We start from the raw sequence: 13271 nt of genomic DNA, 5'->3' as shown, positions 1-13271 counted from the left end.
CGGTGTCATCCGGCGGCGGCGGGGGCGGATCCGGACGGGGCCGCGGTGGTGCTCGGCGACGGCGGGGTGGCGGACGGGCTCGCCGGCTGGTCCGGCTGCGTCGGCGTGGGGACCGGTGGTGCGGTGAGCGGCGGATCGGTGGTCTCGGCCGGTGCCGGGGTCGCCGACTGGACGACGGTCACGATCGCGGTGACCGTACTGGGCCCGGCGGCGGGCACTGACGATGCGGGCAGCGGGTCGGCGGTGACACGTGGTGGCCGGGCCGTGTAGCCGGGGGCCCGGTCCCGGGTCGGGCTCGTTTCCGCCGGGGCGGCGCCCAGGCCGCCGTCACCACCGATGGCGCCGGGCCCGAGCGGACCGTTCGGGGCGCCGAGGGTGGTCTGACGCGCGGACGGCGCGCCGAGCGCCCAGCCGGCCACGACCGCGAACGGCAGCCCGAGAACCACCAAAGCGAAGAAAACGGACTTGGGGGACAAGCGCACGTAATACTCACCGCACCGCGGCGGGAAAGGTTACGGCTTTTCGGACATAGGCCCCGAAGTTATGCGTTGAGAAATCCGGCGATCCGCTCCCGCAGCTCGGTCCGGGCATTCCAGAGCACCGCCGGACGGTCGAAGACCTCCAGCTCAGCGCCGGGCAGCAGGCCGGCGATCCGCTCCGCCCACGCCACCGGGTGCACGTCGTCGCCGAGACAGCCGATCACCAGCGCCCGGCCCCGGAACCGCCGCAACGCCGACGCGTCGGCCAGCGGCGGCGACGACCACACCGTCTCGATCTCCGGCGCCAGCCCGTCCCGTTGCAGTTGCTCCACCCGCTGCCGCAGAAAACTCCAGCCGGCCGGAGTGTTACGCACCGACGACGGCAGGTCCGACTCGACCGCCGCGGCGATCATCGCGGCCTCCCCCGACTCGACCGACGCCAGCAGCCGCTCCAGACGCTGCGCCGACGCGGCCGGCCTGGCCCCGTCCAGAGCGGCCGGCAGGTAGAGGACCACCCGCTCGAACCGCTCCGGCGTGGCGGCCAGCAGACGGCACAGCGCGGCGGCTCCCATGCTGACGCCCAGCGCCCGGGTGGCCCCGGCCAGATCGGCGACACCGCGCAGGTCGTCGGCCAGATCGGCGAAGCTCCACGGCCCGGGCGGCACATCCGAACGACCGTGCCCCCGGAAATGGAAGAACACCCGGCGGCCGGCGACCGCGCTGCCCAGCGGGCGGGTGCCGGACACATCCCCGGCGAGGCCGTGCGCGAACACCGTCACCGGGTCACCGGCGCCGGTGACCAGCTGCTCCACCCGTACCCCCGAGGGAAGGGTGACCAGCTCGGTGGCCGGACCCGGCAACGTGGGGCGACCGGTCCGCGGGCCGGTCCGGTCCATCCGCTGCAGGCGCGGGCCACCGTCCGGAGGAGGTGGGCCGAAACGTCTCCTCAAGCGACGGTCCGGATCACCAGAAGCCCTTGCCGTCGGACAGATCCTTGAGACCCGGACGGACGTCGAGCATGTAGATGAGTGCCGCGGCGACACCGATCATCGTGATGATGAGCAGGCCGCCCATGGTGATCACGGTCAGCACCAGACAGACGCCGATGATCGCGGCCCACGCGCCTTTCGGCAGGGTGCCGAGCGCCTGGAAGCCCGCGCCGCGCTGTGTCAGGCAATGGATCAGCGCGACCGCCTGCACGGCCATGGACACGAGCCAGATGGCGGCGTTCAGATAAAAGCGGACGTCGTCGAAGAAGATGGGCGCGGCGGAGGTGGCCATGAGGAAGAGTCTATGCCGCAGGCCCCGGCAAACGCCGGGGCCCGCGGATCATGTCGGATTTGTCGATCACTCCGCCGGCTTCACGGCGGGGGTGGCCGGCTTGGCCCGCTTGCGCGGCTTCGGCGCGGCCTCGACGGCCTTGGCCTCGGTCACCGTGGCCTCGACGGCCTTCGGCTCCTCGGTGGCCTCGATGTCGGCGTTGACCACGTCGGCGGCCTCGACCACACCGGTGCCGACGACACGCTCGCCACGAGCCACCAGCTCGTTGTAGACGGCGAGGGCGCGCTCCTGGGCGACCTGGGCGAAGGTGGTCGCGGCGGTGGCGGCGGTGTCCCGGAGCGCGACGAAGTCGGTCTCCTGGGCCTTGCCACGCAGCTCGGCGGCCTTGGTGCCGGCCTGCTCGTTGTAGGCGCGGAGCGAGGCGACGGCCTGGTTGCTCAGCTCGGTGACGACGGCCGGCAGCTTGCGAAGCTGCTCATACGCCAGGTCACCGGCGCCGGCAGCGGCGTAGAGGGGGGTCGGGATCTTGGTCTTGGTCTGCTCGGTCATTTCGTCTCCTCGGCGTCTTCTCCGGGCGGGGCATTGCGGGCGTTCTCGTTGCGGAACGTCTCGTAGATCTGCGTCAGGGACTGCTTCTGCGCGATCGTGAGCTCCGGGTCGACCGCGATGGCGGCCAGCACTCCCTGCTGGCCCTCTCCATCGAGCAGCCCAGCCCGCAGATACATCGCGGGCGTCGACACTCGCAAGGCGCTGGCGATCTGCTGCAGCACCTCGGCGCTCGGCTTGCGAAGGCCACGCTCGATCTGGCTCAGATACGGATTACTGACGCCCGCCTTGTCGGCGAGCTGCCGGAGCGAGATCCTCGCGGTCTGCCGCAGGTCTCGGATGAACGATCCGATGTCCTCCGGCAGATCCTTCGGTGTGGCCATGAATCGAACCTAGCTCGCAGTGCTAGCTCCTGCAAGCAAAGTGCTTGCAATAGTTAGCGTGAAGCCGGTCACCCGTAGGGAAACCCACCCGGAGGACCCCTCTTCAGAGGACGGCGCGAACCTCGCCCACCGGCACACCGCCACCCAGGACCCACTCCGGCAGGTCGGGAACGTCCAGGCCGAGTCGGCGCAGGGCGGCGAGCAGCACCGGTACGCGCGCCCGAGTCGAGCCGTCGGAAATCTTCAGTGCCACCGCTCCGACACCGGCCATCGCGGCCGCGGACACCCCGTCGGCGCCGCGTTTCACGATCAGGCCCGGCATCCTGGTCATCAGCACGGTGTCCTCCGAGCCGGTGCCCGCCACCAGCTCCGGGTCGGCCCGCATCGCGTCGGCGACCCGGCGCTCCGGGGTGCCGGGCGCCGCCTCGACCAGGGTGAGGAAGGCCCGGGCCAGGCCGAGAGGGGAGATCGCGAAGATCGGCGCACCGCAGCCGTCCACCCCGAGCGCGGCGATCGGCTCACCGGACAGCCGGCTCACGGTGCCGGCCAGCATCGTCTGCAACGGGTGGCCGACCTCCAGGTACGACTCCAGCGGCCAGCCGTTGACCACGCAGGTGGCGAGGAAACCGGCGTGCTTGCCGGAACAGTTCATCAGGATCCGCTCGGGCCCACCGCCGCCCCGGAGCCAGTCCCGCTGCGCCACCACACCCAGCGGCAGGTCGGCCGGGCAGCGCAGCGCCTCCGGCCCGAGCCCGGCCGCGGCCAGGATGGCGCGAACCCGTTCCACGTGGAACGGCTCGCCGTCGTGGCTGGCGCTGATCAGGGCGAGGTCCGCCTCCTCCCGTGGCGTCAGGCCGGCGTTCAACAGGCCGACGGTCTGCAATGGTTTGCTAGACGACCGGGGGAAGAAGGGCTTCTCGACGTCCCCGATGCTCGTGCCACCGTGAACGGCCACGACACCGTGGTGGACACTCTCCACGAAACCGGAACGGACCACCTCCGCCACGATCATCGGGGCGGGACCCCGAGCAGCTCGCGGGCCTGCGCCGGAGTGAGCGGCGGGCGCTGGGAGAGCTGGGCGAAACCGACCGCGCGGGCCACCAGCTGCATGTTCGACTCGACGGGACGGCCCCTGCCGTACGTCAGGGTGTCCTCCATCCCGACCCGCAGATGACCACCGGCCGACAGCGACGCCAGCATCACCGGGATGGTGCTCCGGCCGATGCCGGTCGCCGAGAACGTGGTGCCCGCCGGCAGGTCACGGATGACCTGCTCGCAGCCGACGAGCGCGGCCGCCGTGCCGGGCATCCCACCGGGCACGCCCATCACCAGGTCGACGTGCACGTGGCCACCGGCCGGCAGACCGTGCTTGGCGAGCAGCCGTTGCAGGGTGGTGAGCTGTCCCAGGTCGAAGATCTCGTACTCCGGCACGATGCCCCGCTCCTGCATACGGGTGTGCAGGTCGACGATGAACTCCCAGCGGTTCAGGAACACGTCGTCGCCGAAGTTGACGGTGCCCATCGTGCACGAGGCCATCTCCGGGGCGGCGTCCAGCACGGCCAGCCGGTCGGCCTCCGGGTCGTGCACCGATCCGCCCGAGGACAACTGCACGATCAGGCCGGTGCCCTCCCGCAGTGCGGCGACGGTGTCCCGCAGGCGGCCCTGATCCAGGGTGGGCCGGGCGGCCTCGTCCCGGATGTGGACGTGAATGATCGAAGCGCCCAGCGCCTCGCACTCCTTGGCGGTGGTCACCAGCTCGCCCAGGGTCACTGGCAGAGCCGGCACATCCGCCTTGCTGCTCTCCGCGCCGGTCGGGGCGACGGTGATCAAGGTCCCGGTCATGCCGGTCATCCTGCCACGCCTCACCCCACGTCGATGGCCGCCGCTGACTCCCCCACCGACAGGTCGGCGTCGTCGGGCACGTTGCGCTTCACCACGGCCAGTGCGATCATGCCGAGCTCGTGGTGACGAACCGCGGTGCCGACGAAACCGACCGCCCGGCCGGCCAGCTCCACCGCCGTGCCCCGGGCCGGCGGATGATCGGTGGCCACCCCGTCCAGGTGCAGCAGCACCAGACGGCGCGGCGGGCGGCCCATGTTGTGCACCCGGGCGACCGTCTCCTGGCCGCGATAGCAGCCCTTCTCCAGATGTACGGCAGGGGCGGTCAGCTCCACCTCGGCCGGAATGGTGCGGTGGTCGGTCTCCCAGCCCAGCCGCGGGATCCGGCGGGCCACCCGGACCGCCTCGAACGCCCACAACCCGGCCCGCGGCACACCCAGCTTCTCGATCACCGCGTCCTTGGACTCCCGGGGCACCAGCAGGTCCACGCCGAGCGGCACACGGCGGGCCAGACCGCCTTCGAATGCCCGTACCGCATAGAGGGTTGTCGGCGACGGAGGCACCGAGCCGGCGGCGAACCTGGGGCCGGGCACCGCGCCCACCCGGGGCTCGGCGAGGCCCGGGACGAGATCGGCCGCCGCCGGGCCGACCAGCGAGAGGACCGCCAGCTCAGCGCTCGCGTCACGGGGCTCCACCCGGGTGAAGAACCGCATCGTCTCCAGATACTTCAACAGGCCCGCGCCGACGCCGGGCTCGGTGTCCAGCCACGCGGTCGTGCCGTCCTCGGTGACGAACGCGTGCTGCTCGACATGCCCGTTCGGGGAGAGGACCAGCAGCTCGCTGCCCTGACCCGCGGTGATGCCGGAAAGATGCTGGGTGGTCAGCGTGTGCAGCCAGCTCGCCCGCTCCTCGCCGGGAACCGCGATCACCTCACGGTTCGACCGGTCGACCAGGCCCACCCCGGTCTCCAGCAGGCGCTGCTCACGCATCGGGTCACCGAAATGCGCCGGCACCCCGGCGTCGGCCGAACCGGGGTCGAGTTCCTCGACCATGACGACGGTCACTCGGACTCCTTGCAGTTGCCGCACAGGCCGAACAGCGAGACGTGCCCGACGTCCACCCGGAACTCCCGCTCCCGCAGAAGCAGACCGGTGACCGGCTCCATCACCGCCGGATCGACCTCGGCGATCGAGCCGCACGACCGGCACACCAGATGGACATGCTGATCCTCGCCGGCCGGATGATACGTCGGCGAGCCGTGCGACAGATGGGTGTGATTGACCAGCCCCAGCTCCTCGAGCAGCTCAAGGGTGCGGTAGACGGTCGTGATGTTCACCCCGGCGGCACGCTCGCGGACCGCGTTGTGCACCGACTCCGGCGTCGCATGACCGAGTTCGTGCACCGCTTCGAGGATCAGCTGACGCTGGGGGGTGAGTCGCAGGCCCCGCTCGCGGAGCATGGCGGCTAGCGATGTGGCGGACACGCTACGAGCATAGTTCGCCGGATCTCCCGCGGCGCCCGCCACATCCTCGCCGGAACGCCCGCTCAGCCGCCGATCCGCAGCAGCCGGGCCGACATGTGCGGGTGCAGTTTGCTGTTGTCGATGGAGATCTCGTGGGCGTAGAGCAGCGCACCCTCGACGATCCCGAACAGCCGGTGACCGCCGGTGACGTGCAGCCCCGACGGTGTGTAGGCGACCGCGTCGGCCGACATCTCCAACCGCGTGTTGTTCGCCTTGCCCAGGTAGAGCTCGGCCACCCCGTCCGGCCGGATCATGGTGGCTTCCATCTCGTCACCCGGGCGGCCGTCGACCAGCACCGGGCGCCAGAACCCGGACTCGACCAGGGCCTGCCCGATCGGCTTCGACTCGTCGTCGAGCAGCCAGGCCCGCGACTCGTAACGCAGGAACGACCGGCCGTCGTGGCTGATCCGGATCTCCTGGGCGAAGTTGTAGTCCTCGTCCACCGGGAAGCCGCCCTGGCCACGGCCACGCCACAACCCCACGAAGGGCAGCAGGCCGAGCAGCGACGGGTGCAGGTCCGGGCCGGACCGCAGGTCGTGGGTGTCCTCGTAGGGATAGGGAGCGACCGGAGGCGCGTGCAGCCACGGCGGCGGGCCCAGTGGGTTTTCCGTCTCGCTGCCGCTCACCAGCGCCCCCTCGAAATACGCATTGCCAGATAGCCGAACCCGCCGGCCAGCCCGCCCAGGGCGGCGACCAGCAGGCTCACGAACCCGATCTCGGTAACCATGTCCGGCCCATCTTATGCTGGCCGGTATGGCACGTTTGCTGGTCGTCAAGGCCACCGCCGGCGCCGACGCGCCGGAGCGCTGCTCGCAGGCCTTCAACGTGGCGAGCACGGCCGTGACCGCGGGTGTCGGCGTCTCCCTCTGGCTCACCGGCGAGTCCGCATGGTTCGCCCTGCCCGGGCGTGCCGCCGAGTTCGACCTTCCGCACGCCGCGCCGCTGCCCGACCTGCTGGAGATCCTGCTGGCCGAGGCCCGGGTCACCCTCTGCACACAATGCGCGGCCCGCCGCGGCATCGGCCCCGGCGACGTCATCCCCGGCATCCGCGTCGCGGGCGCCGCCGTCTTCGTCGAGGAGATCATGTCCGAGGGCGCGCAGGCCCTCGTCTACTGACGGCAGCCGGTGGTCAAGCTCACCTGCCATCGCCCGCCCTCGGTGGTCACCACGACCGATGCGGATCCGATCCGGTACGCCCATCCGCCGGGTTCGGCCCACACCGGAAGCGTGCCCTCCGGAACCCCGACCGGATCGCTGTCCGGTCGAGCCGCCCCGCCGTCGGCCACGAACGTCGCCGCGGTCCCCCCGTCGGGGCAGTCGGCGGCCCTGGTCCGCGCGACCCCACCCGCTGGTTCGCCGCTCGCCGGCTCGCTGGCGGCCGGATCTCCACCCGACGGATCTCCACCCGATGGGCCTTCGCTCGCCGGGCCCTCGCTCGCCGGATCGCTGGCGGTCGGGTCTCCCCCGGCCCGGTGGCCGTGGAGCGCGGCCACGGTCGCGGCGAGCAACTCCGGCGCCGGGCCCGAAGCCGGATCGGCCCGGTCCAGCCGGTCCACGCCCGGCCGGCAACCGCTGGAGATCAGCACCCGCAGCACCTGGTCGGACGAGGACGCCTCCGCCTCGACGCCGACGAACTGCCCGGCATCCGCGAACAGCGACAATCGGGTGGCGCCCCGGGTCGCGGTCACCACCGCCCGATACCCGCCCGGAAGTCCGGCGGCGATCCCGTCGAGCGCCGCCCGCGCCTCGCCCTCCGGCACGTAGACGGTGACCTCACGACTGGCCTCACTGCCGTCCCACGCCGGGGTGAGCGCGCAGTCCTCGACCCTCAACTCGCCGAGCCGCAGCGCCCACTCACCGCTCTGAGCCGCATTCTGAGCTGCCGACATCACCGTGCCGGCGGCCTCCCGCAGCACCGGCAGCGCCTGCCCGACATCCCGCTGCTCGGGCACGGTCGGCGGATCGGATCGCACCGACCACAGCCCACCGGCCACGAGCAGCACAGTCCAGGCGGTGATCCCCCCGATCACCCACCGACGCCGCCCAGCCCCTGTCACGGCAGCCATGGTGACACGTGAGGCCGCCGTGACCCAGGGGCCAGGCTCCAGGAATCAGCTCATAGATCAAGCACCGTGCGCAGCGAGATGTCGACTATCTCAACGCTGGCCGGGGCCAGTGCGCCCGCTCGAGCTTTGAGCGTCTCCTTGTTCACCTGGCCGACGCGCGGGGTTTGTGCCACGCCGAGCACGGCTCCGTTGACATCGCGAACGACCGGCTCAACCAGGCCCGGCGGAAGGACGTCGGAGATCGGGACGACCAGGATGCCTTCCCGATCGCGAGCGACGGACTCATTGCCAACGATCAAGACTTTCCGGTCATGACCGAAACGGGAGGCCGTCCAAACCTCACCACGCCTCACTCTTCGTCCTCACGGAAGATGTTGTCCATGATCTCGTCGGCCCACCCTGGCGGCTCGTCGAGATCGTCCCGGGGACCATCGACTTCCAGCGCATCGCGGATCGCGTGGTCGCGCACGACTTTCGAGATCCATTCATCCAGGGACTGACTCCGCGCCGCAGCCGCATAACGAGCCGCGTAGAGCCCCGTGGCGTCCAGGTCGAGGGTGATCCTCTCGGTGGGCATAGGCCCCACCTTAATACGCAGTTCCGATGTTGAGGGTGTCATTGGACAAGCGTACTAGCGCCAATTGCTCCATGACAACCCCGTGTCACCCGGTCAGGTCTGGGACAGGCGGCGCAGGGCGCCCTCGGCGACGTCGGGACGAGTCGTGTACCAGAACGGGGGCAGGGACTTCCGGAGGAAGGCGCCGTAACCGCGGGCCGTCTCCAGGCGGGAGTCGAGGACCGCGACCACGCCCTTGTCGCCGGTGGAGCGGATCAGGCGGCCGACGCCCTGTGCCAGGCGGACCGCCGCGATCGGGACGCTGACCGAGGAGAAGCCGGAGCCTCCGGAGGCGTCCACCGCGGCGGAACGGGCGGCGGCCAGCGGCTCGTCCGGGCGCGGGAAGGGCAGGCGGTCGATGACGACGAGCTGGCAGGAGTCGCCGGGGACGTCGACGCCCTGCCACAGCGACATCACGCCGAAGAGGCAGCTCGCCTGGTCCTCCTTGAACTTGCGGACCAGGATCGGCAGCGTCTCCTCGCCCTGAAGCAGGATCGGCAGGTCGGTCTTGGCGCGCAGCAGCTCGGCGGCCTGGGTGGCGGCCTTGCGGGAGGAGAACAGCCCGAGAGTACGCCCACCGAGCGCCTCGACCAGTCGGAGCAACTCGGCGCCGGCCCCGTCGGGCAGCCCGGACGCGGCGGGCCGGGGCAGGTGCGCCGCCACATACAGAATCCCCTGCTTGGGGTAGTCGAACGGGGACCCGACGTCCAGCGAGGTCCAGCCGTCGCCGGAGGCGGAGCCGTCGGTGGGCGCGGGCAGCCCGAGGGAGCGGGCCACCGTGTCGAACCGGCCGCCCAGGGTGAGGGTGGCCGAGGTGACCACCACGGTCCGGTCCTTGTAGAGGCTCTCGGAGAGGGTGCCGGCGACCGACAGCGGCGCCACCACGAGCGCCCGGCGGCCGTTGCCCAGGTCGGACTTCTCCACCCAGGCGACGTCGAACGCGTTCTCCTCCAACAGCCGCTGGGCGGTGTCGGACAGCTCGTCGAGGACCGCCTTGGCCTGCTGTTTGCCGACCGGGTCGGGGTCGTCGGCCTTGATCTCGCCGATCCCGGTGAGCCCGGCCCGGGTGGCCGACTCGAGTGTGGCGACGGCCATCCGCAGCGCCTCGGGCAGGCCGTCGGTGAGCCGCCCGGCGGGCACGTCGGCCAGGCCGACGGTGAGCGCGTCGGCGGCTTCGGCGAGCCGCTCGGCGGCGGCCGGCGGGATCAGGGTGCGGGAGCGGCGGGCGGCCCGCTCGACGGCCTCCGGGGTGATCTCGGCCTGGGCGGCCGAGGAGACCCGGTCGGCGAGCTCGTGGCCCTCGTCGACGACGAGCAGTTTGTGCGGCGGGACGATCTGCCGGCCGGCGAGCATGTCGACGGCGAGGAGGCTGTGGTTGGTGACGACGATGTCGGCCTCGCGGGCCCGGGCGCGGGAGGCTTCGGCGAAACACTCCGCACCGTACGGACACCGGGTGGCCCCGACGCAGTCCCGTGCCGGCATGGACACCTGCCGCCAGGCCGTGTCGTCGACGCCGGGGTCCAGCTCGTCGCGGTCACCGGTCTGGGTCTTCTCCGACCATTTGCGGATGCGCAGGATCTGTTTGCCGAGCCGGCCCGCCTCGCCGAGCCACTGGCCGGCCTTGGGCGCGGGGGCGGCGTCGAAGAGGGTGTCGGTGGGCCCCTCCTCGTCGGCGTGCTCCAGCTTGGCCGCGCACAGATAGTGGTGGCGGCCCTTGAGCACGGCGAACGTGGGTTTGCGCCCGAGCACCGGCTGGACCGCGTCGGCGAGCCGGGGCAGGTCGTGCTCGACCAGCTGATTCTGCAGGGCCAGGGTGGCCGTGGAGACGACCACCGGGCCGTCGACGAGCAGGGCCGGGGTGAGGTAGCCGAGGCTCTTGCCGGTGCCCGTGCCGGCCTGGACCAGCAGGTGCTCGCGGTCCTTGATCGACTTCTCGATGGCCTCGACCATGGCCTGCTGACCTGGGCGGGCGGACCCGCCGGGGACGGCGCCGACCGCGGCGGCGAGTAGCTGTCCAGCGGTGGCCTTCTTCTTGGAAGCTGCGGGCACGGAGGAACCGTACCCGCCACCACCGACATAACCGGGTCACCGCTAGGGTGCAAGCCATGCCGAGCGAGATGGTCCGGGTCATCTACACGAAGTACGACGGTTCGGCACATCGTGATTACCCGGCCCGCCGCCTGGCCGAGGACGACCTGGGCACCTGGGTGGGTGTGACCCGTGGCACCGCTTCGGTCTACCACGGACGCCCCTCGGTGGAACAGATTCCGTTCGTTCTGCTCATTCCGCACCACTCCTGGTGGACGGGGATGTTCAACCCGCCGCCGCGGACCAGCGAGGTCTACTGCGACATCACCACCCCGGCCCGCTGGGAGGGTGACACGGTCTACATCATCGATCTGGATCTGGACGCGGTCCGCCGCCGCGAGACCGGCCTGGTGGAGTTGCGCGACGAGGACGAGTTCGCCGTGCACCGGGTCGCCTTCGGTTACCCGGACGATCTCGTGGAGCACGCCTACGCCGCGGCGCACCACCTGCTCGGGATGCTCGGCGACGGCACGGAGCCGTTCGCCTCGCACTACCGCAAGCACCTACTCGAGGTCACCCAGGACTAGCTTCTCCGGGTTCTGCTGGCTGAACAGGCCGGTGATCAGCCCGTTGTCGACCGCCACCCCGAGCACCACGGCCAGTCTGCCGCCGTCCGCCCAATCGCCCCGGATCAGCACCGCGGCCGAGCCCTCGACCAGCACGGGCTCCATGGTGAGATCGCTGACGTCGGCGAACCGGTTGGCGACCAGGCCGGTGAAGAACCGGGTGACCTTCTCCACCCCGTGGATCGGCCGGAGCGCGGCGCGGACCACTCCGCCACCGTCACTGACCGCGACCACGTCGGGGGCGAGGATCGCGGCGAGCCGGCGCATGTCGCCGTCCTGCGCCGCGGCCAGGAAGGCGTCGAGCACCCGCCGCTGCTCGGCCGGCCCGGCGGTGTGCCGGACGCCAGCGCCGGAGACCGCCCGGCGGGCCCGGGAGGCGTGCTGGCGGGCCGCCGCCGGTGTGCTGTCGAGCACCGCGGCCACCTCGTCGAACGGCACGCCGAACGCGTCGTGCAGGACGAACGCGACCCGCTGCTCCGGGGTGAGCCGCTCCAGCACGACCAGCAGCGCGAGGCCGACCTGGTCGGCGATCTCGGCCCGGTCGGCGGGGCCGGCGTCCGGTTCGACCACGAAGGCGGGCAGCCATTCGCCGGGGTACGCGGTACGGCGTACCCGAGCGGAGTTGAGCTGGTCCAGGCAGATGCGGCCGGTGACCGTGGTGAGCCAGCCCCGCGCGTCCCGGATGGCCGCGGCCGGCTGTCGCGCGTAGCGCAGCCAGGCCTCCTGGACCGCGTCCTCGGCCTCGGCCCGGTTGCCGAGCATGCGGTGGGCGACGGCCGTCAGATAGGGACGGTGAGTCTCGAACTCGGTGACGGTCGGCGACGGCATGGGAGAAATTCTGCGGGAGATTGCCGGTTCCCGGGTGTCGGCTGTGCCACAGTATGAAACACCCATACAGTACGAATCGGATGGTGCGTGGTGCAGGACATGGCGACTTACGCCGGCGGCCTGGCCGGGCTCGCCGGCGCCGGTGGCGCGGTCTCGGTCGCGGTGCTCCGCCGCTCCCGGCGCTCCTGGCTGACCTCCGGGCACGCGCTGACCGGGCCCACGGTCGCCGACCCGCTGCCCGGGGTGGTCAGGCTCGGACTGGGCGGGATGACGGTACGCGTGATCCCCGGCCCGCGCGGTGAACTCTTCCTGGGACCGGGCGCGCCGCAGCCCGGCCGGACCCTGCGCCGCCTGGTGCTGGGCCCGCTCTTCGCCCGCGCCACGGCCGCCGACGGCAAGCTGTGGCCCGGCCAGGAGGCGCCGTTCCGCCTGGTGGTCGAGTTCGGCGGGACGAACCGGGACCCGCAGGCGCTGCTGCGCGCCTACCGGATGCTGGACCGGCAGTTGCGGGACCACGCCGGGCTGCTCAGCCGGTGCCGCGCCGGGACGCTGACCGCGGGCGCGGTGACCGTCACCGTGACCGGCGTGGTCGACGTCCGGGAACTGCTCGCGTCCCAGCCGGAGCGGTACGCGTTCGCCGACGGCACCTTCGACGACCTGGGATCCCGCTCCGCCCCGCCGGATCTGGTCCCGATGGTGAGCGAGTGCTGGACGAGGCGGTTCGGCTGGGACGGTCAGGAGCCGATCACCGCCGAGGAACGGCACCAACTGCACGCGCTGGTCCGGGCCGCGCACGACGACGGCCGGACGGTCCGGATCTCCGGGCTGCCGGAGGGTTCCCGCAAGGCCCGCGCCGCGGTCTGGTCCGAACTGGGAGCGGCCGGTGTGGACGTGATCGCCGACACCGACCTCGCCGGGCTGGCCCGGCACCTGCGCCGGCACCCGGTCAGTGGGACTCCCCGGCCGCACCTTCCGACCAGGGCGGTACGCCGTACCGCGCCCCGCCCGAACGCGCCCCGCGCCGCCGGACGTCACGAGCAGGTTTAACCCCGTCGCG

Annotated in this window: 19 protein-coding genes; 3 read left to right on the top strand and 16 right to left on the bottom strand. The window is 71.8% G+C overall.

Annotated elements, in window-relative coordinates:
• Positions 1-5: 5 nt before the first annotated feature.
• The 11 genes from AB0I88_RS08370 to mtfM form a co-directional block, all read right to left on the bottom strand.
• Positions 6-446, bottom strand: coding sequence for a hypothetical protein (locus AB0I88_RS08370; RefSeq protein WP_361020136.1), 441 nt, complete (start codon positions 444-446; stop codon positions 6-8).
• Between the two features lie 95 nt (positions 447-541).
• Positions 542-1375 (bottom strand): alpha/beta hydrolase, encoded by an 834-nt coding sequence (locus tag AB0I88_RS08365; RefSeq protein ID WP_361020134.1) that lies wholly within the window; start codon positions 1373-1375, stop codon positions 542-544.
• 67 nt (positions 1376-1442) lie between these two features.
• Positions 1443-1760 (bottom strand): DUF2516 family protein, encoded by a 318-nt coding sequence (locus tag AB0I88_RS08360; protein WP_361020132.1) that lies wholly within the window; start codon positions 1758-1760, stop codon positions 1443-1445.
• A gap of 66 nt (positions 1761-1826) precedes the next feature.
• Complete coding sequence (locus AB0I88_RS08355) at positions 1827-2309, bottom strand: hypothetical protein (protein ID WP_361020130.1); 483 nt, start codon at positions 2307-2309, stop codon at positions 1827-1829.
• Positions 2306-2689 (bottom strand): helix-turn-helix transcriptional regulator, encoded by a 384-nt coding sequence (locus tag AB0I88_RS08350; protein ID WP_361020128.1) that lies wholly within the window; start codon positions 2687-2689, stop codon positions 2306-2308. Before AB0I88_RS08350 ends, AB0I88_RS08355 begins: the two co-directional genes overlap by 4 nt.
• Positions 2690-2792: 103 nt before the next feature.
• The gene (locus AB0I88_RS08345) at positions 2793-3701 is read right to left on the bottom strand and encodes an asparaginase (RefSeq protein ID WP_361020126.1); all 909 of its coding nucleotides are present in this window, start codon (positions 3699-3701) and stop codon (positions 2793-2795) included.
• On the bottom strand, positions 3698-4540 hold the full coding sequence (locus AB0I88_RS08340) for a 3-keto-5-aminohexanoate cleavage protein (protein ID WP_361020124.1): 843 nt from the start codon (positions 4538-4540) through the stop codon (positions 3698-3700). Before AB0I88_RS08340 ends, AB0I88_RS08345 begins: the two co-directional genes overlap by 4 nt.
• 11 nt (positions 4541-4551) lie before the next feature.
• The gene (locus AB0I88_RS08335) at positions 4552-5580 is read right to left on the bottom strand and encodes a folate-binding protein (RefSeq protein WP_361020319.1); all 1029 of its coding nucleotides are present in this window, start codon (positions 5578-5580) and stop codon (positions 4552-4554) included.
• An 8-nt stretch (positions 5581-5588) separates the two neighbouring features.
• A complete protein-coding gene (locus AB0I88_RS08330; protein WP_361020122.1) occupies positions 5589-6011 on the bottom strand; it encodes a Fur family transcriptional regulator in 423 nt (140 codons plus the stop codon).
• Positions 6012-6073: 62 nt separating this feature from the next.
• A complete protein-coding gene (locus AB0I88_RS08325) occupies positions 6074-6676 on the bottom strand; it encodes an FABP family protein (protein ID WP_361020120.1) in 603 nt (200 codons plus the stop codon).
• Complete coding sequence (gene mtfM, locus AB0I88_RS08320) at positions 6673-6777, bottom strand: small membrane protein MtfM (RefSeq protein ID WP_043533180.1); 105 nt, start codon at positions 6775-6777, stop codon at positions 6673-6675. Before mtfM ends, AB0I88_RS08325 begins: the two co-directional genes overlap by 4 nt.
• Positions 6778-6791: 14 nt before the next feature.
• Here mtfM and AB0I88_RS08315 point away from each other — a divergent pair, with 14 nt between their 5' ends.
• Positions 6792-7166, top strand: a complete 375-nt coding sequence (locus tag AB0I88_RS08315; protein WP_361020118.1) for a DsrE family protein — start codon at positions 6792-6794, stop codon at positions 7164-7166.
• On the opposite strand, the gene AB0I88_RS08310 is transcribed toward AB0I88_RS08315, so the two are convergent.
• From AB0I88_RS08310 to AB0I88_RS08295, 4 genes are all read right to left on the bottom strand, one after another.
• Entirely contained in the window at positions 7160-8080 is a 921-nt protein-coding gene (locus AB0I88_RS08310) for a hypothetical protein (protein WP_361020116.1), read from the bottom strand. The genes AB0I88_RS08315 and AB0I88_RS08310 overlap by 7 nt on opposite strands.
• Before the next feature lie 86 nt (positions 8081-8166).
• Positions 8167-8469: a hypothetical protein gene (locus AB0I88_RS08305; protein WP_361020114.1), complete on the bottom strand. Its 303-nt coding sequence runs from the start codon at positions 8467-8469 to the stop codon at positions 8167-8169.
• Positions 8466-8693 carry a hypothetical protein gene (locus AB0I88_RS08300; RefSeq protein ID WP_361020112.1) on the bottom strand — a complete coding sequence of 76 codons (228 nt, stop codon included), beginning with the start codon at positions 8691-8693 and terminating at the stop codon, positions 8466-8468. The genes AB0I88_RS08305 and AB0I88_RS08300 overlap by 4 nt, the downstream gene beginning before the upstream one ends.
• A 93-nt stretch (positions 8694-8786) precedes the next feature.
• Positions 8787-10682, bottom strand: a complete 1896-nt coding sequence (locus AB0I88_RS08295; RefSeq protein ID WP_361020317.1) for an ATP-dependent DNA helicase — start codon at positions 10680-10682, stop codon at positions 8787-8789.
• Positions 10683-10837: 155 nt separating this feature from the next.
• Between AB0I88_RS08295 and AB0I88_RS08290 the strand changes: the two genes are divergently transcribed.
• Positions 10838-11347 carry a DUF402 domain-containing protein gene (locus tag AB0I88_RS08290; RefSeq protein ID WP_361020109.1) on the top strand — a complete coding sequence of 170 codons (510 nt, stop codon included), beginning with the start codon at positions 10838-10840 and terminating at the stop codon, positions 11345-11347.
• Here the strand turns inward: AB0I88_RS08290 and sigJ are convergent.
• The gene (sigJ, locus tag AB0I88_RS08285) at positions 11324-12214 is read right to left on the bottom strand and encodes an RNA polymerase sigma factor SigJ (protein WP_361020107.1); all 891 of its coding nucleotides are present in this window, start codon (positions 12212-12214) and stop codon (positions 11324-11326) included. The genes AB0I88_RS08290 and sigJ overlap by 24 nt on opposite strands.
• A gap of 99 nt (positions 12215-12313) precedes the next feature.
• Between sigJ and AB0I88_RS08280 the strand changes: the two genes are divergently transcribed.
• The gene (locus AB0I88_RS08280; protein ID WP_361020105.1) at positions 12314-13261 is read left to right on the top strand and encodes a hypothetical protein; all 948 of its coding nucleotides are present in this window, start codon (positions 12314-12316) and stop codon (positions 13259-13261) included.
• The last annotated feature ends 10 nt before the right edge of the window (positions 13262-13271 follow it).

It is taken from the genome of Actinoplanes sp. NPDC049802, from assembly GCF_040656595.1.
Lineage (GTDB): Bacteria > Actinomycetota > Actinomycetes > Mycobacteriales > Micromonosporaceae > Actinoplanes.
The sequence above is the reverse complement of the archived record's forward strand: the minus strand, read 5'-3'. Positions and strand labels throughout refer to the sequence as shown.